Origin of the sequence: Corynebacterium sp. zg-331, from assembly GCF_014267345.1 — a bacterium.
Lineage (GTDB): Bacteria > Actinomycetota > Actinomycetes > Mycobacteriales > Mycobacteriaceae > Corynebacterium.
In genome coordinates this window covers 19074-42245 of sequence record NZ_JACMYD010000008.1, presented here as the reverse complement: position 1 = coordinate 42245, position 23172 = coordinate 19074, and the positions used below count along the sequence as shown (strand labels likewise).

General features: G+C 66.5%; 25 protein-coding genes. 13 read left to right on the top strand and 12 right to left on the bottom strand.

Annotated features, from left to right (window positions below; all coding sequences use genetic code 11):
• The 7 genes from H7347_RS08960 to lpdA form a co-directional block, all read right to left on the bottom strand.
• Entirely contained in the window at positions 1 to 471 is a 471-nt protein-coding gene (locus tag H7347_RS08960) for a hypothetical protein (protein WP_152823176.1), read from the bottom strand.
• A 31-nt stretch (positions 472 to 502) separates the two neighbouring features.
• Positions 503 to 1822 carry a DUF445 domain-containing protein gene (locus H7347_RS08955; protein WP_186337433.1) on the bottom strand — a complete coding sequence of 440 codons (1320 nt, stop codon included), beginning with the start codon at positions 1820 to 1822 and terminating at the stop codon, positions 503 to 505.
• Between the two features lie 157 nt (positions 1823 to 1979).
• Positions 1980 to 2318 carry a hypothetical protein gene (locus tag H7347_RS08950; RefSeq protein WP_152823175.1) on the bottom strand — a complete coding sequence of 113 codons (339 nt, stop codon included), beginning with the start codon at positions 2316 to 2318 and terminating at the stop codon, positions 1980 to 1982.
• A gap of 47 nt (positions 2319 to 2365) precedes the next feature.
• Positions 2366 to 3115 carry a succinate dehydrogenase/fumarate reductase iron-sulfur subunit gene (locus H7347_RS08945; RefSeq protein ID WP_152823174.1) on the bottom strand — a complete coding sequence of 250 codons (750 nt, stop codon included), beginning with the start codon at positions 3113 to 3115 and terminating at the stop codon, positions 2366 to 2368.
• Positions 3115 to 5109, bottom strand: a complete 1995-nt coding sequence (locus H7347_RS08940) for a fumarate reductase/succinate dehydrogenase flavoprotein subunit (RefSeq protein ID WP_152823173.1) — start codon at positions 5107 to 5109, stop codon at positions 3115 to 3117. Before H7347_RS08940 ends, H7347_RS08945 begins: the two co-directional genes overlap by 1 nt.
• 29 nt (positions 5110 to 5138) lie before the next feature.
• On the bottom strand, positions 5139 to 5894 hold the full coding sequence (locus H7347_RS08935) for a succinate dehydrogenase cytochrome b subunit (RefSeq protein WP_152823172.1): 756 nt from the start codon (positions 5892 to 5894) through the stop codon (positions 5139 to 5141).
• Between the two features lie 371 nt (positions 5895 to 6265).
• The gene (lpdA, locus tag H7347_RS08930) at positions 6266 to 7675 is read right to left on the bottom strand and encodes a dihydrolipoyl dehydrogenase (protein ID WP_152823171.1); all 1410 of its coding nucleotides are present in this window, start codon (positions 7673 to 7675) and stop codon (positions 6266 to 6268) included.
• A 522-nt stretch (positions 7676 to 8197) separates the two neighbouring features.
• On the opposite strand from lpdA, the gene H7347_RS08925 reads away from it, so the two are divergent.
• Positions 8198 to 8965, top strand: a complete 768-nt coding sequence (locus H7347_RS08925; RefSeq protein WP_152823170.1) for a hypothetical protein — start codon at positions 8198 to 8200, stop codon at positions 8963 to 8965.
• A gap of 117 nt (positions 8966 to 9082) precedes the next feature.
• A complete protein-coding gene (locus H7347_RS08920; RefSeq protein ID WP_152823169.1) occupies positions 9083 to 10183 on the top strand; it encodes an alpha/beta hydrolase family protein in 1101 nt (366 codons plus the stop codon).
• Positions 10184 to 10312: 129 nt separating this feature from the next.
• Here H7347_RS08920 and H7347_RS08915 read toward each other — a convergent pair whose 3' ends face one another.
• Positions 10313 to 11041 (bottom strand): class F sortase, encoded by a 729-nt coding sequence (locus tag H7347_RS08915; RefSeq protein ID WP_152823168.1) that lies wholly within the window; start codon positions 11039 to 11041, stop codon positions 10313 to 10315.
• Positions 11042 to 11237: 196 nt separating this feature from the next.
• On the bottom strand, positions 11238 to 11717 hold the full coding sequence (locus H7347_RS08910; RefSeq protein WP_152823167.1) for a hypothetical protein: 480 nt from the start codon (positions 11715 to 11717) through the stop codon (positions 11238 to 11240).
• A gap of 263 nt (positions 11718 to 11980) precedes the next feature.
• Between H7347_RS08910 and H7347_RS08905 the strand changes: the two genes are divergently transcribed.
• The 5 genes from H7347_RS08905 to H7347_RS08885 are packed head-to-tail and all read left to right on the top strand — an operon-like array spanning position 11981 to position 16084.
• Positions 11981 to 13261: a hypothetical protein gene (locus tag H7347_RS08905; RefSeq protein ID WP_152823166.1), complete on the top strand. Its 1281-nt coding sequence runs from the start codon at positions 11981 to 11983 to the stop codon at positions 13259 to 13261.
• Between the two features lie 11 nt (positions 13262 to 13272).
• Positions 13273 to 14103 (top strand): glycosyltransferase, encoded by an 831-nt coding sequence (locus tag H7347_RS08900; RefSeq protein ID WP_152823165.1) that lies wholly within the window; start codon positions 13273 to 13275, stop codon positions 14101 to 14103.
• Positions 14104 to 14116: 13 nt separating this feature from the next.
• Positions 14117 to 14806 (top strand): glycosyltransferase family 2 protein, encoded by a 690-nt coding sequence (locus tag H7347_RS08895; RefSeq protein ID WP_227659107.1) that lies wholly within the window; start codon positions 14117 to 14119, stop codon positions 14804 to 14806.
• Positions 14803 to 15156 carry a DUF2304 domain-containing protein gene (locus H7347_RS08890; protein WP_152823163.1) on the top strand — a complete coding sequence of 118 codons (354 nt, stop codon included), beginning with the start codon at positions 14803 to 14805 and terminating at the stop codon, positions 15154 to 15156. The genes H7347_RS08895 and H7347_RS08890 overlap by 4 nt, the downstream gene beginning before the upstream one ends.
• A gap of 19 nt (positions 15157 to 15175) precedes the next feature.
• Positions 15176 to 16084, top strand: a complete 909-nt coding sequence (locus H7347_RS08885) for a thioredoxin domain-containing protein (protein WP_186337432.1) — start codon at positions 15176 to 15178, stop codon at positions 16082 to 16084.
• Position 16085: 1 nt separating this feature from the next.
• Here the strand turns inward: H7347_RS08885 and H7347_RS08880 are convergent, their stop codons facing one another.
• Complete coding sequence (locus tag H7347_RS08880) at positions 16086 to 17018, bottom strand: NAD-dependent epimerase/dehydratase family protein (protein ID WP_152823161.1); 933 nt, start codon at positions 17016 to 17018, stop codon at positions 16086 to 16088.
• A gap of 10 nt (positions 17019 to 17028) precedes the next feature.
• Positions 17029 to 18243 carry an MFS transporter gene (locus tag H7347_RS08875; RefSeq protein WP_152823160.1) on the bottom strand — a complete coding sequence of 405 codons (1215 nt, stop codon included), beginning with the start codon at positions 18241 to 18243 and terminating at the stop codon, positions 17029 to 17031.
• Between the two features lie 438 nt (positions 18244 to 18681).
• Here H7347_RS08875 and H7347_RS08870 point away from each other — a divergent pair, with 438 nt between their 5' ends.
• The 3 genes from H7347_RS08870 (at position 18682) to H7347_RS08860 (ending at position 19512) form a co-directional block, all read left to right on the top strand.
• Complete coding sequence (locus H7347_RS08870) at positions 18682 to 18828, top strand: hypothetical protein (protein WP_186337431.1); 147 nt, start codon at positions 18682 to 18684, stop codon at positions 18826 to 18828.
• A 75-nt stretch (positions 18829 to 18903) separates the two neighbouring features.
• Positions 18904 to 19284, top strand: a complete 381-nt coding sequence (locus tag H7347_RS08865) for a hypothetical protein (RefSeq protein WP_152823159.1) — start codon at positions 18904 to 18906, stop codon at positions 19282 to 19284.
• 78 nt (positions 19285 to 19362) lie between these two features.
• Positions 19363 to 19512, top strand: coding sequence for a hypothetical protein (locus H7347_RS08860; RefSeq protein ID WP_186337430.1), 150 nt, complete (start codon positions 19363 to 19365; stop codon positions 19510 to 19512).
• A 15-nt stretch (positions 19513 to 19527) separates the two neighbouring features.
• On the opposite strand, the gene H7347_RS08855 is transcribed toward H7347_RS08860, so the two are convergent.
• On the bottom strand, positions 19528 to 21276 hold the full coding sequence (locus H7347_RS08855) for a cytochrome c biogenesis protein CcdA (protein ID WP_152823158.1): 1749 nt from the start codon (positions 21274 to 21276) through the stop codon (positions 19528 to 19530).
• Between the two features lie 277 nt (positions 21277 to 21553).
• Here H7347_RS08855 and H7347_RS08850 point away from each other — a divergent pair, with 277 nt between their 5' ends.
• From H7347_RS08850 to H7347_RS08840, 3 genes are all read left to right on the top strand, one after another.
• Positions 21554 to 21799: a hypothetical protein gene (locus H7347_RS08850; RefSeq protein ID WP_152823157.1), complete on the top strand. Its 246-nt coding sequence runs from the start codon at positions 21554 to 21556 to the stop codon at positions 21797 to 21799.
• A gap of 63 nt (positions 21800 to 21862) precedes the next feature.
• On the top strand, positions 21863 to 22450 hold the full coding sequence (locus H7347_RS08845; RefSeq protein ID WP_152823156.1) for a sigma-70 family RNA polymerase sigma factor: 588 nt from the start codon (positions 21863 to 21865) through the stop codon (positions 22448 to 22450).
• Positions 22447 to 23148: an anti-sigma factor gene (locus tag H7347_RS08840; protein WP_152823155.1), complete on the top strand. Its 702-nt coding sequence runs from the start codon at positions 22447 to 22449 to the stop codon at positions 23146 to 23148. Before H7347_RS08845 ends, H7347_RS08840 begins: the two co-directional genes overlap by 4 nt.
• Positions 23149 to 23172: the final 24 nt, after the last annotated feature.

Below are 23172 nucleotides of genomic sequence, written 5' to 3'. Positions count from 1 at the left end.
TCAGTCACGGTGGGTCCCCTCCTCATGGATCGTCTCCGAGAGCACCTCACCGTCGATGATATCGCGCGGTGCCTCCCCCGGGGTGCGGAAGTCCGCCGCGCCCCGGGCCGCATCGCCGATGGTGCGCCCCACGCGGGCAAAGGCCACACCGGCGCGCTCGGTGGCCCCGGAGCGGCGGGTGGCGGCCGCGGCCCGGCCCACGCGGTCCACCAGCAGTCCCAGGGCCTCCCCCGTGGCGTCGGCCACCGCCCCCGCGCCCGCGCGCAGGGAGTCCGCGCTGCGGTGATCCGCCACGTCCCGGGCGGCCCCGCGGAGGCGATCCGCCACGGTCTCCCCTCGCAGGGCGTGGCGGCCCTGGGCCTCATCCTGGCGCAGATGCCCGCCGAACTCCCCGATCATTGCGCCGGTGCTGCGCACCGCCTCCCGCCCGGCGCGCAGCACCTCGGACACACGATTCCTGCCTGAGCTCATGGATCCGAGTATAACCGGACGCGCGCAGCGCCTAGGCGAAGAGCAGCTGCGAGGCCGTGTAAATAGCCAACCCCGCCAGGGCGCCCACGAGGGTGCCGTTGAGGCGGATGAACTGGAGGTCCTTGCCCACCATCAGCTCGATCTTCTCGCTGGCTTCCTGGGCGTCCCAAGCCCGCACGGTATCGGAGATGATGGCGGTGATCTGGCCCGAGTAATGATCAGCCACGAAAGCCGCGGCGGCGACCACCTTGCGATTTACCTCCGCGCGCAGGTCCGGCTCCGCCTCCAGGCGCTGACCCCAGTGCAGGGCGTAGTCCGCCACCGTGCGGCGCAGCAGGGAATCCGGATCGGTGACCGCCTGGATCAACGAGGCCGAGGCGGCGCTCCACAGCGCGGGGGCGGCCTGGGTCACGGGCCGCGAGGCCATGATCTCCGCCTTCCAGCCCTCGACCCGCTCGATCGTCTGCGCGTCGTGCTGGAGATCCAGCGCCAGTTGCCCGAGGAAACGGCGCAGGGCCCGGCGCGCCTCGTGCTGCGGATCGGCGGCCACGTCCGCGGTCCAATTGACCAGCTCGCGGTAGATCTTCTCACCCACCAGATCATTGACAAAGCGCGGCGCCCACGCGGGTTTGCGCTCGTCGAGCAGGCGGATGATAAGGTCCTGGGAGCCGAGCACCCTGCGGTGCGCCCAGGCGATCGCGTCGTCGATGAGCGGCTCGGTCTTGCCATCGTCGATGAGCTGTTCCAGCGCTCGGCCCACGGGCGGTCCCCACTGCGGCTCGGCGGCCTTGTCCACCAGGAGGCGGCGGATCACGGCCTCGGCGTCCTGCGGGTCGATGGACACCAGGGCGTTGTGCACCAGCCGCCCGGCCTCGGCGGAAACGCGCCGCGCGTGCGCGGGATCGGCCAGCCACCGCCCCGCGTGAAGGGGGAGGTTGGCCGTGGCTACCTTCTCCGTGATGAGCTCCGCGTTGAGAAAGTTCTCCCCCACGAAGCCGGACAGCGAATCCCCCAGTTGATCCTTCTTCTTGGGGATCAGCGCGGTGTGCGGGATGGGCAGGCCCATCGGGTGCCGAAACAGCGCGGTGACGGCGAACCAGTCCGCCAGGCCGCCGACCATGCCGGCCTCCGACGCCGCCCGCACGTAGCCCACCCATCCCGGCGCGCCGCCGGGATGGTGCTGCCACCAGGAGCAACCGAGGAAGATTAGCGCCGCTACCGCGAGCAGTCCGGTAACGAAGGCCTTGTGGGCGCGCAGGGCGCGGCGGCGCCTCGCCTCGGCCTCGGGGCTGGGCCCGGGCATCGGCCGGGCGTGGCGCGGGCGGCCTGCCTCGGTGTTGTCTTTTCTCATAGGCCCTGGAGCCCGGAGACGATCAGGGTCACGCCGGTGATCAGGCTGATCAGCCCGGTGGCCAGGAGCAGTATCTTGCGTTGCATACACGACAGTGTAGAAAAACGGGCCGCCCCCGCCCCATTCGGGGAGAAAGCGACCCGCTTCGGCGGCCGGATTAGTTCTTGCGGCCGGTCTCCTTGACGTACTGCTTGTAGTAGCGGCGCCCGTAGCGAATCAGCAGGGAACCCGCCGCCACGAAGGCCACGGTGAGGATCACGCCAATCCACAGCAGGATCGTCGGGGTGATATCCGCCTGCCCGGTATTGCCAAAGATCATGAGGGCCACGGCGAAGATGGTGATGCCCGCAGGGCACAGCGCCGACAGCACGAGCCCCATGCCCACCCAGGTCTCGAAGCGCAGGAGGGAGGAATGGGGGGCCTCGTAGCTCACCGGATCGTAACCATCGATGTAGTGCATGCGCCCCACGGCTTCCGGGGTATGCGTGTTAGACATGAGCGCCTTACTCGCTTTCTTTTCGTGCAGGTCCAATGGCCATCAGCTTAGTCGTCCTTACCGCGGAAAGCAGCTCGCGCCCTCTCCTTGGTCACCGCGGCCACGGCCGTCAGCGGGATACCCGCCGGGCACACGTCCGCGCATTCGCCGTAGAGGGAGCAGTGCCCGAAGTTGGTCTCCAGCTCATCCACCATCTTCCGGGCGCGCTTGCCGCGCTCCTCGGCACCCAGCGGCAGCTTGGACAGGTGCACCAGCTTGGCCCCGGTAAAGAGGTGAGCCGCGCCGTTCGGGCAGGCCGCCACGCACGCGCCGCAACCGATGCAGGCCGCGTGGTCGAGCGCCCACTCCGCCGTCTGGTGGTTAAGGTGCAGCGTATCGGCGTCCGGGGCGGTGCCGGCGTTGATGGAGACGTAGCCGCCCTGCTGCATCACGCGATCCAGCGCAGAGCGATCCACCACCATGTCCTTAATGACGGGGTAGGCGGCGGAGCGCAGCGGCTCGATCTTGAGCGTGTCGCCATCGGAGTAATGAAACAGACGCTGCTGACAGGCCGGGGAGTTCTTAGCCGCACCGTGTGGGCGGCCGTTCACCAGCAGGCCGCAGGTGCCGCAGATGCCCTCGCGGCAGTCGGAGGCAAAGGCGTAGGGTTCCTTGCCCTGCTCGATGAGCTTGTCGTTGACGAAGTCGAGGAGCTCGAGGATCGACATTTGCTCCTCGGCATCGTCTACATCGACGCTCTCGAAGGCGCCGTCGGTCGTCGGTCCGGCCTGACGCCAGATCTCAAGATGAAGCTTCATTACTTGTAGTTCCTTGTCTGGAGCGGGATCGATTCAAAGTACAGCGGTTCGGCATGGCGGATAAAGCGGTTCTCCCCGTCCGGCTCCCACGCGGAGACGAAGCACCAGTTCTCGTCGTCGCGCTCGGCCTCGCCTTCCTCGGAGAGGTGATCCTCGCGGTAGTGTGCGCCGCAGGATTCGTCGCGGTCGAGGGCGTCCACGCACATCAGCTCCGCCAGGTTGAGGTAGTCCGCCACGCGGGTGGCGCGCTCCAGCACCTGGTTCATCTCGTACTGGCCGCCGGGGATGCGCACGTTGGCAAAGAAATCCTCGCGCAGGGCGCGGATCTTCTCGATGCCCTCGCTCATGTCCTTGACGTTGCGGGCCACGCCGCAGGCCTTGTACAGCAGTTCACCGAGCTGGTTGTGGTAGTACTCCGGCCCGTGCGGATCCTCGCCGTGGGTATTCATCAGGCGATCCAGGCGGGCCTGGGCGCGGTCCAGGGCCTCGGTCACCGCGGCGTCGTCCTCCGGCAGCAGCGGCTCGTTGAGGTGGTTGGCCAGGTAGTTGGGCACCGTGAACGGGATGGTGAACCAGCCGTCCACGGAGGCCGAGAGCAGCGAGTTCGCGCCCAGGCGATTGGCGCCGTGGTAGGTCCAAGAGCACTCGCCGGCGGCGAAGAGGCCGTCGATGGAGGTCATCTCGTTGAAGTCCGTCCACAGCCCGCCCATCGTGAAGTGCACGGTCGGGGCGATGCGCATGGGAGCATGGTGCGGGTCCTCGCCGATGGCCTCCTCGTACATCTTGAAGAGGTTGGAGTAGCGCTCGTCCACGGTGGCGCGGCCCAGGCGCTCGAAGGCATCCCGGAAGTCCAGGTAGGCGGAGTTCTTCTTCGGCCCCACGCCGTAGCCTGCGTTGATCTGCTGCGAGATGGCGCGCGAGGCGACGTCGCGGGGAACGAGGTTGCCGAAGGCCGGGTAGCGACGCTCCAGGAAGTAGTCGCGCTCCTCCTCCGGGATGCTGTTCGGATCGCGCTGGTCGTCCTTTTCCTTGGGCAACCACACGCGACCGTCGTTGCGCAGCGACTCGGACATCAGGATCGTCTTGGACTGCCAATCCGCGTTGATGGGCAGGCCCGTGGGGTGGAACTGAATGAACGCCGGGGAGGCCATGTACGCACCGTGCTCGTAGGCGCGCATCATCGCCGAGGAGTTGGAGTTGATCGCCAGGGTGGTCATGCCGTAGACGTTGCCGTAACCGCCGGTGGCCAGCACCACGGCGTGGCCGGTGAAGGCGGACAGCTCGCCGGTGATGAGGTTGCGGGTGACCAGGCCGCGCACGCGCTTGGTGCCGTTCTCCTCCGTGACGATAAGGTCCTGGAAGTCGTTGTGGGTAAAGATCTCCACGGAACCCAGGTGGATCTGGCGCTGCAGGGCCGAGGCCGTGGAGAGCTGAAGTTGCTGCCCCGTCTGGCCGCGGGTGTAGTAGGTGCGAGAGACCTGCACGCCGCCGAAGGAGCGAGTGGCCAGGGCGCCACCGTACTCCCGGGCGAAGGGCGCGCCGATGGCATTCATGTGGTCAATCACGCGCACGGACTCGTAGGCCAGACGCCAGCAGTCGGACTCGCGGCAGCGGTAATCGCCGCCCTTGACCGTGTCCTTGACGTGGCGGTACGCGCCGTCGTTGTCCACCTTCTTGCCGCGGGCGGAGTTCACGCCGCCCTGAGCCGCGATGGAGTGCGCGCGGCGCGGGGCGTCGTGGTAGGTAAAGACCTTGACGTTATATCCCAGCTCGCCCAGCGCGGCCGCGGCCGCGCCGCCGGACAGACCCGTGCCCACGATCAGCACCGTGAACTTGCGCCGGTTGAGCGGGGAGACCAGGTTCATGTGGTCCTTCTGGTACTCCCACATGTCCTTGGTGGGCACGCCCTGAGGCTCGTGGGCGTCAAGAACCCGGCCCAGGGTCACGCCTGCCACGGAGGAAGCGGGGGCGGTGAACTGCTTTTCGTTGCTCATCTTGAATCCTTTCACCCTTCTTCCTTGCCTTAACTGATCCAACCGGCAGCCACGGACAGCGGCATGATGATGTTGCCGAGCACGACCGCGGCCGGCACCAGGTATGCCACGAAGAGCAGCACGGAGCGGGTGCGCTTCCCGGTGATGCCGAGGTCGCTGACCGCCAGCCAGATGCCGTGGGAGAGGTGCAGGAAGAGGATCACCATGCTCAGGATGTAGAAGATCGCCACGGGCCACCGACTGAAGCTGGCCATGATGTTCGCCCGCACCTCGCCGTGCTCGAAGACCGCGCTGGCGGCCGGCTCCACGCCCAGGGTGAGATCCATGATGTGGAAGATGATGAAGAGCAACAGCACGGCGCCGGTGACCAGCATGGTGCGGGTGGTAAAGGAGTTCATCCCGCCCAGCAGATTGGTGCGGCGGAACTTACCGCGCGATTGGCGCGAGCGGCCGTGCAGCGCGACGGCCCCGTAGATGTGAATCACCAGGGACGCCAGCAGCACGATGCGGAAGATCCACAGGATGGACTCGCGGGGGAAGATCGGCTCGCCGATCGTGCGCAGGTACTCGCCGTACTCGTTGATGGCGGGCACGCCCGCATGATCGGGCAGAAAGAGCTTCAGGTTACCCACCATGTGCACGAGCACGAAGCCGCCAAAGATAAGGCCCGTGACGGCCATGCCAAGCTTGAGCGCCCACGAGGGAACTTTCGGAGCCTGCCGCAGCGGCTCCTCGGTGATTTTGCCGTGACGGATTGCCTCACGGTCTGGATTCTTTACAGTCATGGCACCTCCAATGTCGTCTTAACCATAAGTGGGTAGCGGACAAAACTCACAGTCCACAGGAAGATTCCGGGCCATCACAAAGGCTTTTCTCCGAGTGATGACGATATTTCTTAGGTGAGGGTTACCTCTAGGTCACGCAACGTGAGGTTTGCCTTATCGGCCGCGAGGTGCACAGACTTTGCCGAAAGATTCATCGAGACCCAATATGGTGAGTTTTATCACTCTATCTTCCCAGAGAGGGGCGCGCGGGGGTCATTAGCCCCGTAAGGCGTCAAACTTTTGTCGGTGCTGGTCACCCCGGAGAAAACACGAAGAAAAGGAGACACAAAGAGGGGTCGCCCAGGGGCGGCCCCTCTTTGTGTCGCTGTGACTTACAGGTTAATCATATGCCCCTCGATGCCCTCGGCGGCCTCCTTGAGCGCCTCGGACATGGTCGGGTGAATATGCACATTCCGGCCGATCTCCGCGGCGGTGAGATCGAAGCGCTGCGCCAGCGTCAGCTCGGCCAGCATCTCGGACACGTTTGCCCCCACCATGTGGCCACCCAGCAGCTCGCCGTACTCGGCGTCCGCCACGATCTTGGCGAAGCCGGCCGTCTCCGCCAGGCCCGCGGCCTTGCCGTTGGCGCTAAAGGGGAACACGGCGGTCTTGATCGTGCGATCCGGCCACTTCTCCTTGGCCGCAGCCTCGGTGTAGCCGAAGGACGCCACCTGGGGATTGCAGAAGGTGGCGCGGGGCATCATCATGTAGTCGCCCAGCTCCTGGGTCTCCGCCCCGGCGATAGTCTCGGCGGCCACCACGCCCTGCGCCTCGGCCACGTGGGCGAGCTGGAGCTTGGCCGTCACGTCACCGATGGCGTAGATGTGCTCGACGTTGGTGCGCATGCGCTCGTCGATATCGATCGCCCCGCGCTCGGTGAGCGCGACGCCCGTGTTCTCCAGGCCGTAGCCCTCGGTGCGCGGGGCAAAGCCCACGGACACCAGCACGCGATCCACGGTGAGGGTGTCTTTCTTCGCGCCGTCCTTCGACTCCACGTCCACGTCCACCGAGGAACCGTTATCGCGCACCGCGGTGGTCTTATAACCGGTGAGTAGCTTGACGCCTAGCTTCTTGTACTGCTTGGCGATCTCCTTGGACACCTCGGGCTCCTCGTTAGGCAGCACGCGATCCATGAACTCCACGATGGTGATCTCCACGCCGTAGTTCGCCAAGACGTAGGCGAACTCCATGCCGATGGCGCCGCCACCGACCACCACCATCTTCTCCGGAAGCTCCTCGTTGAGGATCTGCTCCTCGAAAGACACCACGTTCTGGGAAAGCTCCACCCCCGGCAGGGTGCGCACCACAGAACCCGTGGCGATGATGACGTCGTCGAAGGTCACGACCTTGCCGGCGTCCTTGCCCTCGACGACCTCAATGGTCGAGGCATCCTTGAAGGAGCCCAGGCCATCGATCTCCGTGATGGAGTTCTTCTTCATCAGGTAGTGCACGCCCTTGACGATCCCCGCGGAGACCTTGCGGGAGCGCTGGTGGGCCGCACCGAAATCGAAGGAGACCTCCCCCGAGATACCGAAGGTCTTGGACTCCTTGTGGAAGATGTGGGCCACCTCGGCGTTCTTGAGCAGGGACTTAGACGGGATACAGCCAACGTTGAGGCAGACTCCGCCCCAATACTGCTTTTCCACCACCGCCACCTTTTTACCCAGCTGAGCAGCGCGGATGGCGGCAACGTATCCGCCGGGGCCAGCACCGAGGACTACAACATCAAAATGATCGCTCATGGCTCTATAGAATACGGAAAGAGCGCACGCGCCGCCCCGACGGCCCCGGCCGATCCCTAGAAGAGGTGGAGCACCAGGGACAGCTCCGCGATGTTGGAGGAGCCGAGATGAACCGCCTGACCCAGGACATCGCTGATGGTCACGGTGAGGTTTTCCAGGGGAGTCATGGAGCGTTCCTTTCTCTCATCTAACCTCGCGGGGAGGCATCGTCACCGATGAGGATACGCCACCCCCTAACGGGGGCATAGCGCCCTCACCCCGCCCATCGCGGCAAAACCATCACAATATCAATAATAAATGAAGTACATCTCCATTGCGGAGACGATTCCCTGCGTCATTCATCCCCGATACCGCGACGGCCACCCCCCTATACGTCCCTAAGTACCCCCCTGCCTGCACGGGCCCTCCACGTCGCCGTCAAGATCGCTGCGCGGTCGCGCGTTACCATTGCGTGATGGTGCCAGCCCTGTTAGGCTGCACCCAACTGTTCCAGCCCAGGGCTATCAAGGAGTACTTCTACACATGGATTTCCTGCTGCAAATCAAAGAGTTCGTTCAGGGCCCCATCGGTGACCTGCTCGTTCAGCTGCGCACCGGCGGCCTTCAGCTGCCGAACATCGAGCTGCCGAACCTCCCGGATATCAATCTGACCCCGCAGCTCACCCTCCCTGAGAACATTGAGGTCGGCGACCTGGGCTCTTCCTTCGGTGACCTGTCCTCCGGGGATAACGGCTCCTCCGACTTCCTGAGCGAGCTCTCCACCGGCGATAACCAGGGCTCCACCGACTTCTTCGGTGACATCTCCGAGCTCTCCACCGGGGACAGCCAGGGCGAGTTCTCCACCGATCTCTTTGGTGACCTGGACATCTCCGAGCTCTCCTCCGGCGACAACGACTTCGGTTCTTCCAACTTCCTGAGCGAGCTGTCCTCCGGCGACAACCAGGGCGAGTTCTCCACCGACTTCTTCGGCGACATCTCTGAGCTGTCCTCCGGCGACAACCAGCTCTCCACCGATTTCCTGGGTGACTTTTCCGAGCTCTCCTCCGGGGATAACGGCTCCTCCAACTTCCTGAGCGAGCTGTCCTCCGGCGACAACCAGGGTTCCACCGACTTCCTCGGTGACTTTTCCGAGCTCTCCTCCGGGGATAACGGCTCCACCGACCTCGCGGATCTGACCGAGCTTTCCGGCAACAACGGTTCCTCCGACGTGCTGGATCTGGATCTCTCCGATCTGCTGGATCTGAACCTGGACGGCGAGCTGAACCTCCCGGACATCCCGCAGTCCGTCTAATCTGCGGATCGTGCCACTATGGCCCGAAGAGGAAACCCTGGCGGACTCCCGCCGGGGTTTTCCCTGTTTACCCAGCATTTTCACCCCACGCACATAATTTCACCCAAGGGTTACACCATGAAGTTCCTGAAGACCGCCCTCGCCGCCCCTGCCATGGTCACCGCCATCGCTGCCGCGACGCTCACCGCGATCACCCCCGCGCAGGCCGCGGAACTCACCGCCGCGCAGGTGGCCGGGGAGACCGCCCCCGCCACCATCACCCCCGTTCCCGGCCCCGCACCGGAGGGCTCCCCGCTCTGGCGCACGATCGTGCGGGAGTACGGTGAGCGCGTGGAGGAAGTCAGCGCCTCGTCCCCCGCCATGAACCGTCGCGTGCCGCTCGCGCTCATCAAGGCGGATCGCCCCGGTGCCCCCACCCTCTACCTGCTCAACGGCGGCGACGGCGGCGAGGGCACCGCCAACTGGATACAGCAGACCGATGTCATCGAGTTCTACCTGGACAAGGGGATCAACGTGGTGATCCCGATGGCCGGTCAGTTCTCCTACTACACGGACTGGATCGAGGACGTCGCCGCCCTGGGCGGGGCGCAGAAGTGGGAAACCTTCCTCACCAAGGAACTCCCCGGCCCCATGGAGGAATACCTCCACGCCAACGGCCAGCGCGCCATCGCCGGCATGTCCATGTCCGCCACCTCCTCCCTGCTGCTGGCCCAGCACAATCCCGGCTTCTACGACGCCGTGGGGTCCTTCTCCGGCTGCGCCGAGACCTCCACTCCCCTGGGCTACGCTTCCGTGGCGCTGACCCTGGATCACAACAGCTTCACGGGCCTTTCCTTCGAGAAGATGTGGGGCGAGCGCGGCGGCGAAATCAATCGCTATAACGACGCCCTGCTCAACGCCGATAAGCTCGCGGGAACGCAGGTGTACGTCTCTAACGGCTCCGGCACCGCCGGGGAAAATGACATGCCCCACGGCCCCCGATTCAAGGACTACACCGACGTGCAGAAGGCCTGGGCCATGGCCCAAACGATCGGCCTGGGTGGGATCATCGAGGGCGGCACCAACGTGTGCACCCACAACCTGAAGGCCAAGATGGATTCCTTAAATATCCCCGCGGACTTCAACTTCCACAACACCGGCACCCACTCCTGGGGCTACTGGCAGCAGGACCTGCGCGCCTCCTGGCCCACCTTTGCGCGCGGCCTCGGGATCGCCTAGGCACCCGCCACGCGCCCCCCTGGGCCCCGCACCCCCTTTCCCTCCGGCTGCGGGGCCTTTCCGCTATAAAAAGATCCCCCGCGCGGCCTCGCGGGAGGCGGCGCGGGGGATCCCGGCGGCGGGCGGAGCTTAGACCGGCTCGGCGATCGTGAGGACGTTGTCCGCGTAACCCAACTGGCCGCCGACGAACTCGCCGCCGCAGGTCACCAGCACCACGCGGTTTTCCCCATCCATATCGTCCATCACGTCGGAGAAGTCGGCGCCCTTGGTCACGTGATAGGGATCCTGCGTCACCCGGAACGTGCGCTCCTCGCCGTTGACGGTGATGGTGATGGTGTCGTCCTTCTTCAGCTTCACGAACTTCGCGGCGTAGCCCTCGCCCTGGCCCGCAAAGTTCACGTGCCCGGTGATCACAGAGGAGCCCACGTTGCCCTTGTCTCCGGGCACGGCCGAGGCCGAATACCACCCCAGGCGGGACACGTCCTGCGGCGGGATGAGGGCGCCGTCGTCCGTCACCTGGATGGGATCAACGGGCGCGGGTTCCTCGTCGCCCACGGCGAGCTGCATCTCGGAGACGTCATCGGACTCCCCCGGTGCCATCTCGAGCTCGTGTTCCTGCTCGCCGGAGTCGTCCACATAGGCGCTGTTCGGGGCCGAGACGGCGGTATCGGGTGCCTCATCGTCCCCGTCCTTGCCTCCGGCAAGGAGAACCCATGCCGCGGCGATGACGATGACCGCAAAGATCGCCACGCCAACGAGCACCGCGGGCCAGCGCTTTTTCTGCTCGGCGGCATCGACCTTATCCGCGTCGGAGCTGGATGGTCCGGGCTGCGGCGGAAGGTTGTTCGTACTGCTCATGTGTTCTCTTTTCCTCGATGATGTGGCGGACGCTTCCTGTGCCCTGGGCACGATCCAAAGAGCCATTATCCTGGAGGCCTCCGGCGGGCGCAAGCATCCCCCGAGGCCTGCCGCCACGGGCACGGCGGGCATAAACAAGGGGCACAGCCACGCAAAGCTGTGCCCCTTGACGCGCGTTCGGTGCGGAAAATAACGGCTATTCGATTCCCACGAGCTTGTACTCGGCGGCACCGGCTTCCTTGGTGAAGCTGAGGACAGTGCCGTCGTCATAGGTGGTCACGGCGTTGATCCGTCCGCCGCGCGCCTTGCTGCTCGTCATGTTGTCGATGGTCTTGCCCACAAGCTCTACCATCTGGCTAGCGAAAGTATCCCCCTCGGCCAGGCTGCTCAGCTCGACGCCTGCGGTGTAGTCGGCCTCAGCGGCTTCGGTGGCGTTGGTCGTGGTCTCCGCCTCGGCGGGAGCCTCGGCCTCCACCGGAGCCTCCGAGGAAGAGGAACCGTTGTCAAAAATCTCCGCCACGGAAATCACCACGTCGGTAGGCACCATCATGATGTAGCGGGCAACGTAGGAGTAAGAGCCGTCTTCCCCGTACATCGAGGTGGCCGCGTGGGCCGGGGTAACACCAGCCGCCAGAGCACAAAGCCCAGCGGCGAAACCGGCAGTAAGCTTCTTCATTTTCAGCATGCTCGTGTTCACTTTCGTCTTGTTGCGGCCGCACCTACGGCACAACCTGGCTTAACACTCTACTAACGACCCGCTGCACTATCCACTCAGTGAGGCCGCTCAGGAAGAATATGCTCTATAAGTTAGCAGACATCTTCCGCTGCGCAAGTGCTACAGGCCCCGCCCAGGAAAAATTTCCCGCGCGTATGATTACCCGCGATGTTACCCTCCACTTACCCCGCTTCCCCAACCGCCATAGGTTCAGGAGTGTATCGTTGAGATCCCTCAGCGCAGCCACCATTTTTGCTGCTCTTTCCGGCTTCCTCGTCATCATCATCGGAACCCGCACGCTCGACGAGGAGGCTGCCAAGCTCTTCCAGGCCTACTGGGGGCTCTTTTTCGCCTGCACCGGCGTACTCGACGGCCTCATGCAGGAGACCACGCGCGCGACCTCCGCGCACCGGCAGAACCACCCGGGGGAAAGCGCCGAGCCCGACCACGAGGGCGTCGCCAGGCGCACCTTCGCCCACTGGCACGTCGCCCTCCTCGTGGGGCTCACCGCCGCCGCGCTGAGCCTGCTGACCGAGCCGCTCTGGGCACCGCGCGTGATCGCCGGCGAGCACAGCATGGCCGGCAGCGGCCTGCTCGCCCTGGGGTTGGCACTGTATGCCTTCCAGGCGGTGCTCTCCGGGGTGCTCTCCGGCTGGGAGCGATGGCCCTCCTACGCCCGCCTCATCGCCCTGGATTCCGGGGTTCGCTTCCTACTGGTGGGCCTCGCCGCGCTCCTGCACTGGCGGCTCCTGCCGTTCCTCGTTGTCACGGTGATCGGCAGCCTCAGTTGGCTTATCATCCTCGCGGCCGACCCCGCCGCGCGCGCCGCGGCCCGCCGCCCGCTGCCGATCGGCCTGGGTGGCTTCGCCCGGCGCGCCACCTCCGCCATGATGGCCACGGGGGCCTCCGCGGCCATCATCACCGGCATCGCCCCCCTCATCAACGCGACCATGGAGGAACCGGATACCGACACCGAGGTGGCGCTCACCGGCATCATGCTGGCGGTCTCGCTCACCCGCGCGCCCATCCTGGTGCCGCTTCAGCGGTTCCAGTCCGCGCTGATCGTCTATTTCGTGCGGCACCGCGAGCGGATGCGCCAGGCCGCGCTGGGCCCGGCCGCCGCCGTGCTGGCGGTGGGATTCCTCGGGGCCACGCTGGCGTGGCTGGTCGGGCCGTGGATCCTCGCGGTGGGCTGGGATCACGACCCCGCCTACGCCGTGCCCGGCCCGCTGCTCGCCGCCCTGACCTTCGCCTCCTCGTGCACCGGCGTGCTCATGATCACCGGGGCCGCCAGCATCGCCGCCGAGCGCCACCGCCTCTACGTGGCGGGCTGGTTGATCGCCTCCGGCATGGTGTGTGCGGTGTTGTGGTGGGGCACCGACCCCCTGCGCACCATTCCCCTGGCGCTGATCTCCGGCCCCGCCGCCGGGGTCCTCATGCAGCTCAGCGCCCTGCGCTCCCCCGCCGGGTCCGCCGCCTCTTCCCCCGCCCACCACCGGCGCTAGCATGGAAAGGTATGTCCACGCTCGGGGTTCTCATCACCTTCTACCGCGGATCCGATCCCGCCCACGCCAGCGCCTGCCTCGACTCGCTCGCCGGTCAAACCCGCCCGGCCGATCGCGTCGTGCTCGTCGAGGATGGGCCGGTGCCCGCGCCCGTGCGGCAGCTTATCGACACCTTCGTGGCCGCCCATCCCGGCGCCCAGGCGGTGCGCCTGCCCCGCAACGTCGGTTCCGGCCTGGCCTCCGCCGAGGGGATGAAGGCGATGAACACGGAGCTCATCGCGCGGCTCGACTCCGACGACATCGCCGACGCGCGCCGCTTTGAGGTGCAGTGTCGCTTCCTGGATCAGCACCCGGAGATCGACGTGCTGGGCACGGCCCTGGCGGAGTTCGAGGACTCCCCCGAGCGGGTCACGGCGGTGCGCCGCCTGCCGGAGCGCCACGCGGAGATCGCCCGCTACGCCAGGATCAATTCGCCCATCAACAACCCCTCCGTGATGATGCGCGCCAGCACCATCCGGGCGGCGGGCGGGTACCAGCACGTGCACTTCATGGAGGACTACGACCTCTACGCCCGGGCGCTGGCCGCCGGGGCGCGCTTTCACAATCTCCCCGAGCCTCTCACCTACTTCCGGGTCTCCGCCGCACAGCTGGATCGACGCACCGGGAGGGATATGCTCGCCGCCGAGCTCCAGATGCAGCGGCGCCTCGTCTCCTACGGGCTGATCGGGTATCCCCGCGCGGCGTGGAACTTCGCGGTGCGCAGCGGCTATCGTCTCCTGCCCCGGCGAATCCTGCGGCGCGCCCACGCGCGGCTATTCCATAGAAAACCCAAGACAGATTAGTATGTGGGGCATCATGAATGAAGATACGTGGTTGATTGTCCCTTGCTTCAACGAGGGCGCCGTCATCGGCGACGTCATCAGCCAGGCCCGCGAGACCTTTCCGAACATCGTGGCCGTCAACGACGGCTCCTCGGATCACTCCGCCGAGGCCATTCACCAGGCCGGGGCGCATCTGGTTAATCACCCCGTGAACCTCGGGCAGGGTGCCGCCATCCAGACCGGGGTGGAGTACGCCCGCAGGCAGCCCGGCGCGCGCTACTTCGTCACCTTCGACGCGGACGGCCAGCACCAGGTCAAGGACGTGCAGGCGATGGTGGAGCGGTTGCGCACCGAGCCGGTCGATATCGTGGTGGGCACCCGCTTTGGCCGCCCCCGCAGCGAGACGGATCAGGTTCCCTGGATCAAGCGCGTGGTGCTCAAGACGGTGGTGCTGCTCTCCCCGCGCACCCGCCGCCTGGGGCTGACCGACGCCCACAACGGCCTGCGCGCCTTCAACCGCACGGTGGCCGAGGAGCTGAACCTGCGGATGAACGGCATGTCCCACGCCTCGGAGTTCGTTTCCCTGATGGACAGCGCGGGCTGGCGCGTGACGGAGCAGCCGGTGGACATCCTGTACACGGAGTATTCGATGAGCAAGGGGCAGTCCCTGTTTAACGGCGTGAATATCCTGGCCGACGAGCTGCTGTCGAGGAGGCTGCCATGACCACCCCCATCCAGATCATCCTGCTGCTGACCACCATCGGCCTGGTGTGGTACTTCATCAACCACCGCCGCAAGGCCCGCGCCAAGGCCTACGTCAAGCTCTTGTTCGTGCTCTTCATCGCGGTGTGCATCTGGGCGGTGCTGCGCCCGGACGATCTGACGGTGATCGCCAACTGGGTGGGCGTGGATCGCGGAACCGACCTGCTGCTCTACGGGGTGGTGGCAGCCTTCATGTTCGTGACCATGTCCACCTACGTGCGCTTCCGGGAGCTGGAACTGCGGTATTCGCGCCTCGCGCGCGCGGTGGCGCTGCAAAATGCCGTCCGGCCAGGCGACGACCTCCCGCGTTAGGACACGTAGACTCGTGCCCATGAGCGACGAACATACCCCGGAGAATCCACAACCGACGCACCCCGACGAGCCAACAGAGGCGGCGACCTCCCCCGAGGCGGAGGCCCCGGAGCCCGAGGAGGCTCCCGCCGCAGGCCGCACCCCCGGCTGGGCCAAGGCCGCCCTCGGCGTCCTGACCGTCCTCGCGCTGACGGCGGGCGCGGGCGGATACTTCCTCGGCTCCACGATGGCGAACTCGACCTCGGAGTCCGAGGCCGCCTACATCGGTGGCCCCCGCGGCCCGCTGCACTCCCTCGCCGATATTCACCGCGTCAACCCCGCCGATCCCTTCGCCCTCGGCGCGCAGGATGCCACGGTGGTGATTTCCTATTTCTCGGACTTCGCCTGCCCCGCCTGCGCCGCCTACGCCAAGGAGACGGAGCCCAAGATCATCGAGGAGTACGTGAACAAGGGCCGGGTGCGCATCGAATGGAACGATTTCCCCTTCCTCGGCGAGAGCTCCATCCTGGCCGCCCAGGGCGGCCGCGCGGCCGCCGCGCAGGGGAAGTTCTGGGAGTACAAGGAGGCCCTGTACGGCAAGTTCACGGGCAACGAGCACCCCACCTACGGCGTGGACGACCTCGTGGGCTTCGCGGAGCAGGCCGGGGTGCCCGACCTGGATCGGTTCCGGACCGACCTAGAAAGCAATAAGTACGCCGGTACCATCATCCAGGCCCTCACCTACGGGACCGCACTGGGGATCAACAGCACCCCGAGCTTCGTGATCAACGGGGTTCCGGTGCTAGACAACGACTACGACTCCCTCAAAAAGGCCATCGAGCAGTCCCTGGACAAGGGGCAACCGGATCCGCCCACCCTGCCGGAGAATAACCCCGGCGAGGGAACCTCGCCCGGGCAGGAGGCCAACCCGGCTCCCGTCGAGGGCTAACTTAGCCCCGGAAGAACTCGACGGTGCGCCGCACGCCCTCCTCCAGGGGCACCTGCGGCTCCCAACCGAGGACGTCGCGGGCGCGCCGATAGCTCAACGCCGAGCGCGGCACGTCCCCCAGGCGCGCGGGGGCGAACTCGGGGTCATCGGGGGCACCGGCGGCCCGGGCCACGAGGGTGTGCAGCTGACGATCCGAGGTCTCCACCGAGGTGCCGATGTTGAAGCGCAGGCCGCCGCCCTTCTGCCCGGCGGCCAGGCAGAAGGCGCGCACCACATCGCCCACGTACACGTAGTCTCGGGTGTTTTCTCCCCGTCCAAAGACCCTCGTGGGCTGCCCGGCCAGGAGGCGCTGCGAGAAGATCGCCACCACCCCGGCCTCCCCGTGGGGGTTTTGGCGGGGCCCGTACACGTTGGCCGGGGCAATGTGGGTGCAGTCCAGGCCGTAGAGGTGGCGGAAGGTATTGAGGTAGGTTTCGCCCGCGAACTTCGAGGCGGCATAGGGGGAATGGGGATCGACCGGGGTGTCCTCCCCCACGGGGAAGGAATCGGGCTCGCCGTAGATGGAGCCGCCGGAGGAGGTGTGCACGATCTTGCGCACGCCGTGGCGGCGGGCGGCCTCGGCCAGCCGAATGGTGGCCAGGATATTGGTCTGCGCGTCCGCCACCGGATCGGCCACGGAGGCGCGCACATCGATCTGAGCGGCGAGGTGGAAGATCACCTCGGGGCGGTGGTGGGCGAGCAGGGCGTCCACGTCCGCAGTGCGCACGTCGGCCTCCACGAGGGTCAGCCCCCCGGTGGTCTCGGCCTGGCGGAGGTTCTCCCGCCTGCCGGAGGAGAGGTCATCTAGCACCACCACGCTGTGGCCCTGGGCCAGGAGCGCGTCGCTCAGGTTAGAGCCGATGAATCCGGCACCGCCGGTGACAAGTGTGCGCATGGGTACTACCTTAGCGGTGGCCCAGGGGGCGTCGTCTCGCCGCCCGCAGGGCCAGGGCCACCCCCGCCACGGCCATCGCGAGGCCAAAGGTCAGCATCTGCGGGTAGGTGAAGGTATCGCCCAGGAAGGTGAGCACGGCGGGAAAGACCATGCCGACGTAGGTGCAGCAGTAAAAAATCCCGGTCAACCCCGCCAGGTCCTCCGGCAGGGCGACGCGCTGGGTCTCCGCCAACCCGATGAACATTCCCAGGCCGTAGGCCAGGCCCAACACCACCGCGCAGATGATTCCCCCGCCCACAGTGGGGCGCGCGGCGGTAATCGCCGCGATCAGCATCCCCAGCGCCGCGAGCGTCATGGCGCTCACGGGGCCGCGCCGCCCGCCCGTATCGAACCTCGGGCCCACCTGCTGGATGGCGAATCCGCAGCCCATCGTGATCAGCGAGATCAGGCCGGTATAGGCCACGGGGTGCTCCATGTTTCCCTGCAGGCGGGAGGTGATGATGGTCTGGGCGGTAAAGGAACAGCCGAACACCCAGGGGGCCATCGGCACCACCACCGTGAGGAAGCGCCTGCTGCGCAGCGAGGGCACCGCGATGTCGCCGAACAGCCCGCGGGAACGCCCCACCTCGGCTCGGCGGCGATGGGTCTCCGGCACCGAAAAGAGCAGCGGGTAGACCACCAGGGTCAGGGCGATGTGCACCGCGTAGATGAGCTGGCCGGGATAGATGGCCCACTGGGCGAGCAGCCCCGCCGTGACCGGGCCGAGCGCCAGGCCCATCGTCAGCGTCATCGACGCCCGCTTCGCCCCCGCGGAGGCCCAGGCGTTCGGCTCGTAGGGCGGCATGGACAGCTCCTTGAGCCAGCTTCCCCCGGCGGTCATGGCGATGCCCAGCGCCGCGCCCGCGATCAGCCGACCGGAGGCCAGCAGCGCCTCCCGGTGCTCCCCGGCGGCGATGAGGAAGGAACCGATCATCGCCAGGACCGGGGCCGGGAGCATGACCGCACGACGCCCCCAGCGGTCCGCCAGCGTTCCCGCGCCCAGCAGCCCCACCCCCACGCCCACGGCGTAGAGCGCCAGCATCGAGTCCACGAAGAGATCCGCGAACTCCCCCTCGCCCCGATAGAACACGATCATGGAGGTGAACTGATTGCCTCCCCAGGCCACAACGAACATGCTCGGGGCCACACGCAACCAGAGGCGGGGGGACAACTCCTTGTTAGCCATGCTAAGACTCTAGCGCAAGGTGATGCCAGACACTTTTACCCTGCCGCCGTCCCTCCCCCATCACCGGGCACAGGTAGACTATGCGGGAGCGATTTTCCCCACGGGAGGCACGCATGAATCCGCGCACGGATCCTTATCCCCCCCGGAGCCCTGGTAGGCCACGCCGCCGAGCTAGAGGCATGGGACATCTCCCTGGATCGCGCCGCCAACGGCTACACTGACGCCCCGCATATCCTGCGCGGGGTGGGCAAGACGGTTCTCCTTTCCGAGATGAGCAGAATCGCCCAAGACAAGAAATGGGTGGTGTGCAGGTTAGAAAGCGGAACCCGGGAAAGACCTCCGCCAGATGATCGGCGATGGGCTCTACGAGCCCCTGTACGAGATCAGCACAACACCGGCCGCGCACCGGCCAAGAAGCTTCTCCGCGCCCTCAAAACTATGCTTTCCTTCAAGACCTCCTACGATTCGAGCGGAAACTGGAGCTTTGGCCTCGATCTTTCTAAGACCACCGGTGGTGCCGCCGATAGCGGCTCCTTGGCCATGGACACCAAAAATATTATCCGCGACGTGGCCGCCGCCATGTAGGAGAAGGAAAAGGGCCTGGCCATTCTCATCGACGAGGCCCAGGACTTAGCAAAAGAGGAGCTAGCCACCCTTGCCATGTGCGCGCACATGGCCGCCTCGGAGAGGCTGCCATTCCTCCTGGGACTGGCCGGACTGCCCACCCTCAGAAAGAAGACATGCGATGCTAAATCCTACACCGAGCGCTTTTCCTTCAAGAACATCGAGCGCCTGACCGAGGACGAAGCTCGCGAGGCATTCCGGCAACCGGCCAAAGAGAAGCGCGTAACCTGGAGCCCCGGCACCCTTGACCTCGCCGTACGCCATTCCGGCCAGTACCCCTACTTCATCCAGCAATTCGGTAAAGAAAGCTGGGACGCCGAAAAGGAATCCCCGGACACCATCTCCGAAGCCGCAGCGGAAGAAGGCGTGCGCAATGGACAGAAGGAGCTGGATAAGGGATTCTTTCTAGCCCGTTGAGATCGGTGCACCCCCAAGGAAAGGGAATACCTCCAGGCCATGTGCCCGGAAGGTACCGACGGAATAGGAAGCAGAACGGTGGCCCAGAATATGAAGCGCGACCCCAATTCCGTGGCCCCGCTGCGGGCAAATCTCGTCAGCAAGGGAATGATCTTTTCTCCCGAACACGGAATCGTGGCATTCACCGTCCCCGGCATGGCGGAGTTCATCAAGCGACAACCGGAATAATCCCCTCGGGCGACCCTACCCAAAGGTAAAGGAGTATACCCGCAGCCCCTGGGGAATGGTGATGCTCACCGTCTCTCGCCGGGATTGCGTTCCCTTAACCAGATCCACCGAGCCGTCGGCGGTCACCGGAAACTCCTCCCCCCGCCCGTCGCGGTGCTCCACCCTGATCGTCCCGCGCCCCGAGACCACCAGCTGCACGTGCGCGGCCGCATAGTTCAGGCGGATGCGGGATAACCCCGCCCCGCATTCGCCGGGGGTCAAGAACTCCTCCCCCAGCTGCCAGGGCCCCTCCAGGGCGTAGCGCCGATCCTTCGGCTCCGTGGGAGCAAAGTCCCGGCAGCCGGGTCGATACTGGTCGCGTGGGTGGTCGAAGTAGCGCGCCCGCTGCGTTCCCAGGTAGGTCTCCGGGTTCCGGTGGATCGCCCCAGGTGCTTCCGCCGCGTCCGCCGGCGCGCCCCCGTCGGCCGAGCCCGCCACGCCGGGTTCCACCGGCTCCGGGAGGTCAATCCCGGGGTTGGCCCGGGTCAGCAGCTCGCGCACCAGCTGTTCTGTCTGTGTGTACGCGCCCTCGCCCTCGTGAATCTGACGCACCCGCCCCCGATCGTCCACGAGGTAATGGGCGGGCCAGTAGCGGTTGTGGAAGGCCCGCCAGGTGGCAAAGTCGTTGTCCTGCACCACCGGATAGTGGATGTTCTGCTCGCGCACGGCGGCGCGCACGTTGTCCACATCGTGTTCGAAGGCGTATTCCGGCGCGTGGATACCCACTACGGTCAGCCCGGCGTCGCGGTAGCGGTCGTAGAGCTTGGTGAGGTGCTCGTTGGCCCGCTGGCAGTTGATGCAGGCGTACGCCCAGAAGTCCACCAGGGTGACCGAGGTACCCTCGGCGGGGCGGCGCGGGTCGATCGGTTCCTCCGTGTTGAGCCATTCGCCCAGCCCCACCAGCTCGGGCACCTCGCCGCAGTCCTGCGCCTGACCCGGATCGGCCCCGCGGCATTCGTCGAAGGCGCTCGCCCCGCCCTCGGCGGCGGCACCCTGCACGGAGTTCACCACATCCCGGGTGTGCGAAGAGGAGTTGAAGGAATCCTGAATGCCCGCCGTCCAGTCCGGCAACACGCGCTGGAGCGCGGCGGGGAGGTTCAGCGCGATGGCCACCGCCAGGGCGATGATCAGCGCACCCGCCGCCCGGGCGATGGCGGTGCGGTGCGTGCGCACGAAGGCGGCCCGCGCGCTCATTTTCTTGCCCGCTAGCGCGAAGAAGAAAAGCGGGGTGCACGCCCCGGCGGCAAAGGAGACCGCCAGCGCGACGTTTCCCCAGCCGATCTCCCCCGTGGCCCCCGCCACCGTGACCGCGGCGAGCACCGGGCCCGCGCACGGGGAGTACACCGCGCCCAGGGCAAGGCCTACCCCGAAACCGGACCCGCCCTTGCGGGTGGCCCCCTGAATGCGGGAGGGGATCCTGATCCTGGTGAAGGGGCGCTCCAGCGCGTCGTTGAGGGCGGGCCACATCATGCTCAGCCCCACCACGACCAGCAGCGCCACGCCCAGCCAGCGCAGCGTGGACGGAGGCAGGCGCAGAGCCTCCAGCACCACCGTTCCCAGGAGCGTGACCAGGGTAAAGCTGATGGCGATCCCGGTGGCCACCAGGATGGGGCGGCGGTTTTTATCCGCCGATACCGCAAACACGATGGACAAAACGGGCAAAATACACGGCGAGAGGCCGGTCACCAGGCCCCCGATGAGGCCGATCAAGAGTAATTCCCACATGGCTTCTTCTTTCCTCCTCGTCATGCCCCTCGTGTGTCGGTCGGCCACGCGCCCGGCGGGGCTCGACGTCGTTGGGGCCCCTCACCCTTGGGGTACGGAGCACCGGAGCGCGGTGGATTGGATACGGGGCGCGGGGCTACGCGGCGGGGGTAGTAAAAAATTGTGCGATCCTCCCATCCAAGGCCGGGGTCGGCTCCGTATGCACTCATAGTTGGGCCCGCACCGGGCACCCGACGAGGTCGAAGGACCGAATCACGCCTACCGCAAGGAGAAGATCATGAAGCGCATTGCCGCCACCGCCGCCGTGACCATCGCGATGGGACTGGGCCTGGCCGCCTGCAACGACTCCGGGGATTCGATGGATTCCAGCGAGAAGATGGCCCCGGCGTCCACCTCCGGGGCCATGATGACCGAGGAGAAGATGAGCCAAGAGACGATGCAGCCCTCCGAGGCCATGGACAAGATGGACGGCGAGGAGCACTCCGGCGAGGCGATGACGGAGCAGATGGAGAAGTCGAACTAGAATCCGCCGCCGGGACGCCCGATTGCAACCGTCATGAGCGCCCATACCTTAGTATGTGATGGCATGGCAGTCGATGAATGCGAGCCCCTTGAGGCTTTGATGCCGCTCATCCAGGGCGGTGACGCGGCCGCCTTCGAGCGGCTCTACGACGCCACCGCTCCCCAGGTTCTGGGCCTGATCACGCAGATCCTGCGCGACCGCGCCCAGGCCGAAGAGGTTACCCAGGAGCTTTTCATCGAGCTATGGCAGCACGCTGCGGAGTATGATCCCGCGCGGGGATCCGCCAAGAGCTGGATTCTGCGCCGGGCCCGCATGCGCGCCATCGACCGGCTGCGCTCCGTGCTCTCCACCCTCCACCGCGACGACCGAGAGGCCTTCCTCATAGCCAGCGCCACGGTGGAGTCGGTGGAAAACCAGGCCCTTAATAACGTGGAGCGGCGCGGGATCCGCGAGGCGCTCGACCTGGTGGGTGAGCCCCACAAGACGGCGATCCTGTTGGCCTACTTTGGCGGCCTCACCCAGGCGGAGCTGGCGCGCACCACCGGCGTACCCCTGGGCACGGCCAAGACCCGGGTGCGCGATGGCCTGCGTAAGCTGGAAAAGATTCTTGTCCAACGCCGCCTGGCCCCTCAGGAAGGAGGCACCCCATGAGCGCCCGCCCTCGCCCCCAGGGCATTCCCATCCCCCCTCGCCTGGAGGAGGACCTGGCGCAGGCGGCCGAGCCGATCGTCCCGCCGGCGGAGTTGAAGCGGTCGATCATGGCGGCCATCGCCTCCGGCGAGTACCCCCCGCACCCCGCCGGGGCGCAGCAACCGAGCGAAGAAGGCTGCGCGGGCGCCGAGGTGGTCTCGCTGGAACAGCGGCGCAGAGGACGCAGAGGATACGTGGCCGCCGCGGCGGCCACGGTGCTCGCGGTGGCGGGGGCAGGCCTGCTGTGGAGCGAGGTCGGCCCGGGCGGTTCCTCCGATACCGCCACCGTGCAGGCCGAGGGCATCGTGCAGGGCCCGGCGGCCACGGATAAGATGCACGAGATCATGGCCGCCGAGGATATGCGCAGCGTATCGCTGAGCGCGGACGGTTCCGAGCTGGCCGTGGTGGTCTCCGCCGACATGGATTCGGGAGGCGCGATGGTCAATGGTGCCCCCCGCCTGGAGGCGGGCATGGGTGCCCAGGTGTGGTCCATCGACCGCCACGGCAACGCCCGGTCGGCCGGGGTCATCGGACAGGAGGAGCACACCGACGTGTGGATGCCCCTGCCCGGGGACACGGAAACGGTGCGCGTGACGCAGGAGCCGATGGCGGGAAGCCCCCGCCCCAGCGGCACCGTCCTGGCGGAGGGCACGCTCTAGGGTCAGGGGCGTTCCTCGCCTTCG

What these genes read in the sequence shown, in the direction of transcription:
- H7347_RS08890 (WP_152823163.1), top strand. Translation starts at nt 14,803, where the DNA reads ATGACCACCCCCATCCAGATCATCCTGCTGCTGACCACCATCGGCCTG.
- H7347_RS08885 (WP_186337432.1), top strand. Translation starts at nt 15,176, where the DNA reads ATGAGCGACGAACATACCCCGGAGAATCCACAACCGACGCACCCCGAC.
- H7347_RS08910 (WP_152823167.1), bottom strand. Translation starts at nt 11,717, where the DNA reads ATGAAGAAGCTTACTGCCGGTTTCGCCGCTGGGCTTTGTGCTCTGGCG.
- H7347_RS08855 (WP_152823158.1), bottom strand. Translation starts at nt 21,276, where the DNA reads ATGTGGGAATTACTCTTGATCGGCCTCATCGGGGGCCTGGTGACCGGC.
- H7347_RS08920 (WP_152823169.1), top strand. Translation starts at nt 9,083, where the DNA reads ATGAAGTTCCTGAAGACCGCCCTCGCCGCCCCTGCCATGGTCACCGCC.
- H7347_RS08845 (WP_152823156.1), top strand. Translation starts at nt 21,863, where the DNA reads ATGGCAGTCGATGAATGCGAGCCCCTTGAGGCTTTGATGCCGCTCATC.
- H7347_RS08950 (WP_152823175.1), bottom strand. Translation starts at nt 2,318, where the DNA reads ATGTCTAACACGCATACCCCGGAAGCCGTGGGGCGCATGCACTACATC.
- H7347_RS08915 (WP_152823168.1), bottom strand. Translation starts at nt 11,041, where the DNA reads ATGAGCAGTACGAACAACCTTCCGCCGCAGCCCGGACCATCCAGCTCC.
- H7347_RS08880 (WP_152823161.1), bottom strand. Translation starts at nt 17,018, where the DNA reads ATGCGCACACTTGTCACCGGCGGTGCCGGATTCATCGGCTCTAACCTG.
- H7347_RS08955 (WP_186337433.1), bottom strand. Translation starts at nt 1,822, where the DNA reads ATGAGAAAAGACAACACCGAGGCAGGCCGCCCGCGCCACGCCCGGCCG.
- H7347_RS08870 (WP_186337431.1), top strand. Translation starts at nt 18,682, where the DNA reads ATGCTTTCCTTCAAGACCTCCTACGATTCGAGCGGAAACTGGAGCTTT.
- H7347_RS08895 (WP_227659107.1), top strand. Translation starts at nt 14,117, where the DNA reads ATGAATGAAGATACGTGGTTGATTGTCCCTTGCTTCAACGAGGGCGCC.
- H7347_RS08900 (WP_152823165.1), top strand. Translation starts at nt 13,273, where the DNA reads ATGTCCACGCTCGGGGTTCTCATCACCTTCTACCGCGGATCCGATCCC.
- H7347_RS08875 (WP_152823160.1), bottom strand. Translation starts at nt 18,243, where the DNA reads ATGGCTAACAAGGAGTTGTCCCCCCGCCTCTGGTTGCGTGTGGCCCCG.
- lpdA (WP_152823171.1), bottom strand. Translation starts at nt 7,675, where the DNA reads ATGAGCGATCATTTTGATGTTGTAGTCCTCGGTGCTGGCCCCGGCGGA.
- H7347_RS08850 (WP_152823157.1), top strand. Translation starts at nt 21,554, where the DNA reads ATGAAGCGCATTGCCGCCACCGCCGCCGTGACCATCGCGATGGGACTG.
- H7347_RS08935 (WP_152823172.1), bottom strand. Translation starts at nt 5,894, where the DNA reads ATGACTGTAAAGAATCCAGACCGTGAGGCAATCCGTCACGGCAAAATC.
- H7347_RS08865 (WP_152823159.1), top strand. Translation starts at nt 18,904, where the DNA reads ATGTGCGCGCACATGGCCGCCTCGGAGAGGCTGCCATTCCTCCTGGGA.
- H7347_RS08925 (WP_152823170.1), top strand. Translation starts at nt 8,198, where the DNA reads ATGGATTTCCTGCTGCAAATCAAAGAGTTCGTTCAGGGCCCCATCGGT.
- H7347_RS08960 (WP_152823176.1), bottom strand. Translation starts at nt 471, where the DNA reads ATGAGCTCAGGCAGGAATCGTGTGTCCGAGGTGCTGCGCGCCGGGCGG.
- H7347_RS08940 (WP_152823173.1), bottom strand. Translation starts at nt 5,109, where the DNA reads ATGAGCAACGAAAAGCAGTTCACCGCCCCCGCTTCCTCCGTGGCAGGC.
- H7347_RS08840 (WP_152823155.1), top strand. Translation starts at nt 22,447, where the DNA reads ATGAGCGCCCGCCCTCGCCCCCAGGGCATTCCCATCCCCCCTCGCCTG.
- H7347_RS08945 (WP_152823174.1), bottom strand. Translation starts at nt 3,115, where the DNA reads ATGAAGCTTCATCTTGAGATCTGGCGTCAGGCCGGACCGACGACCGAC.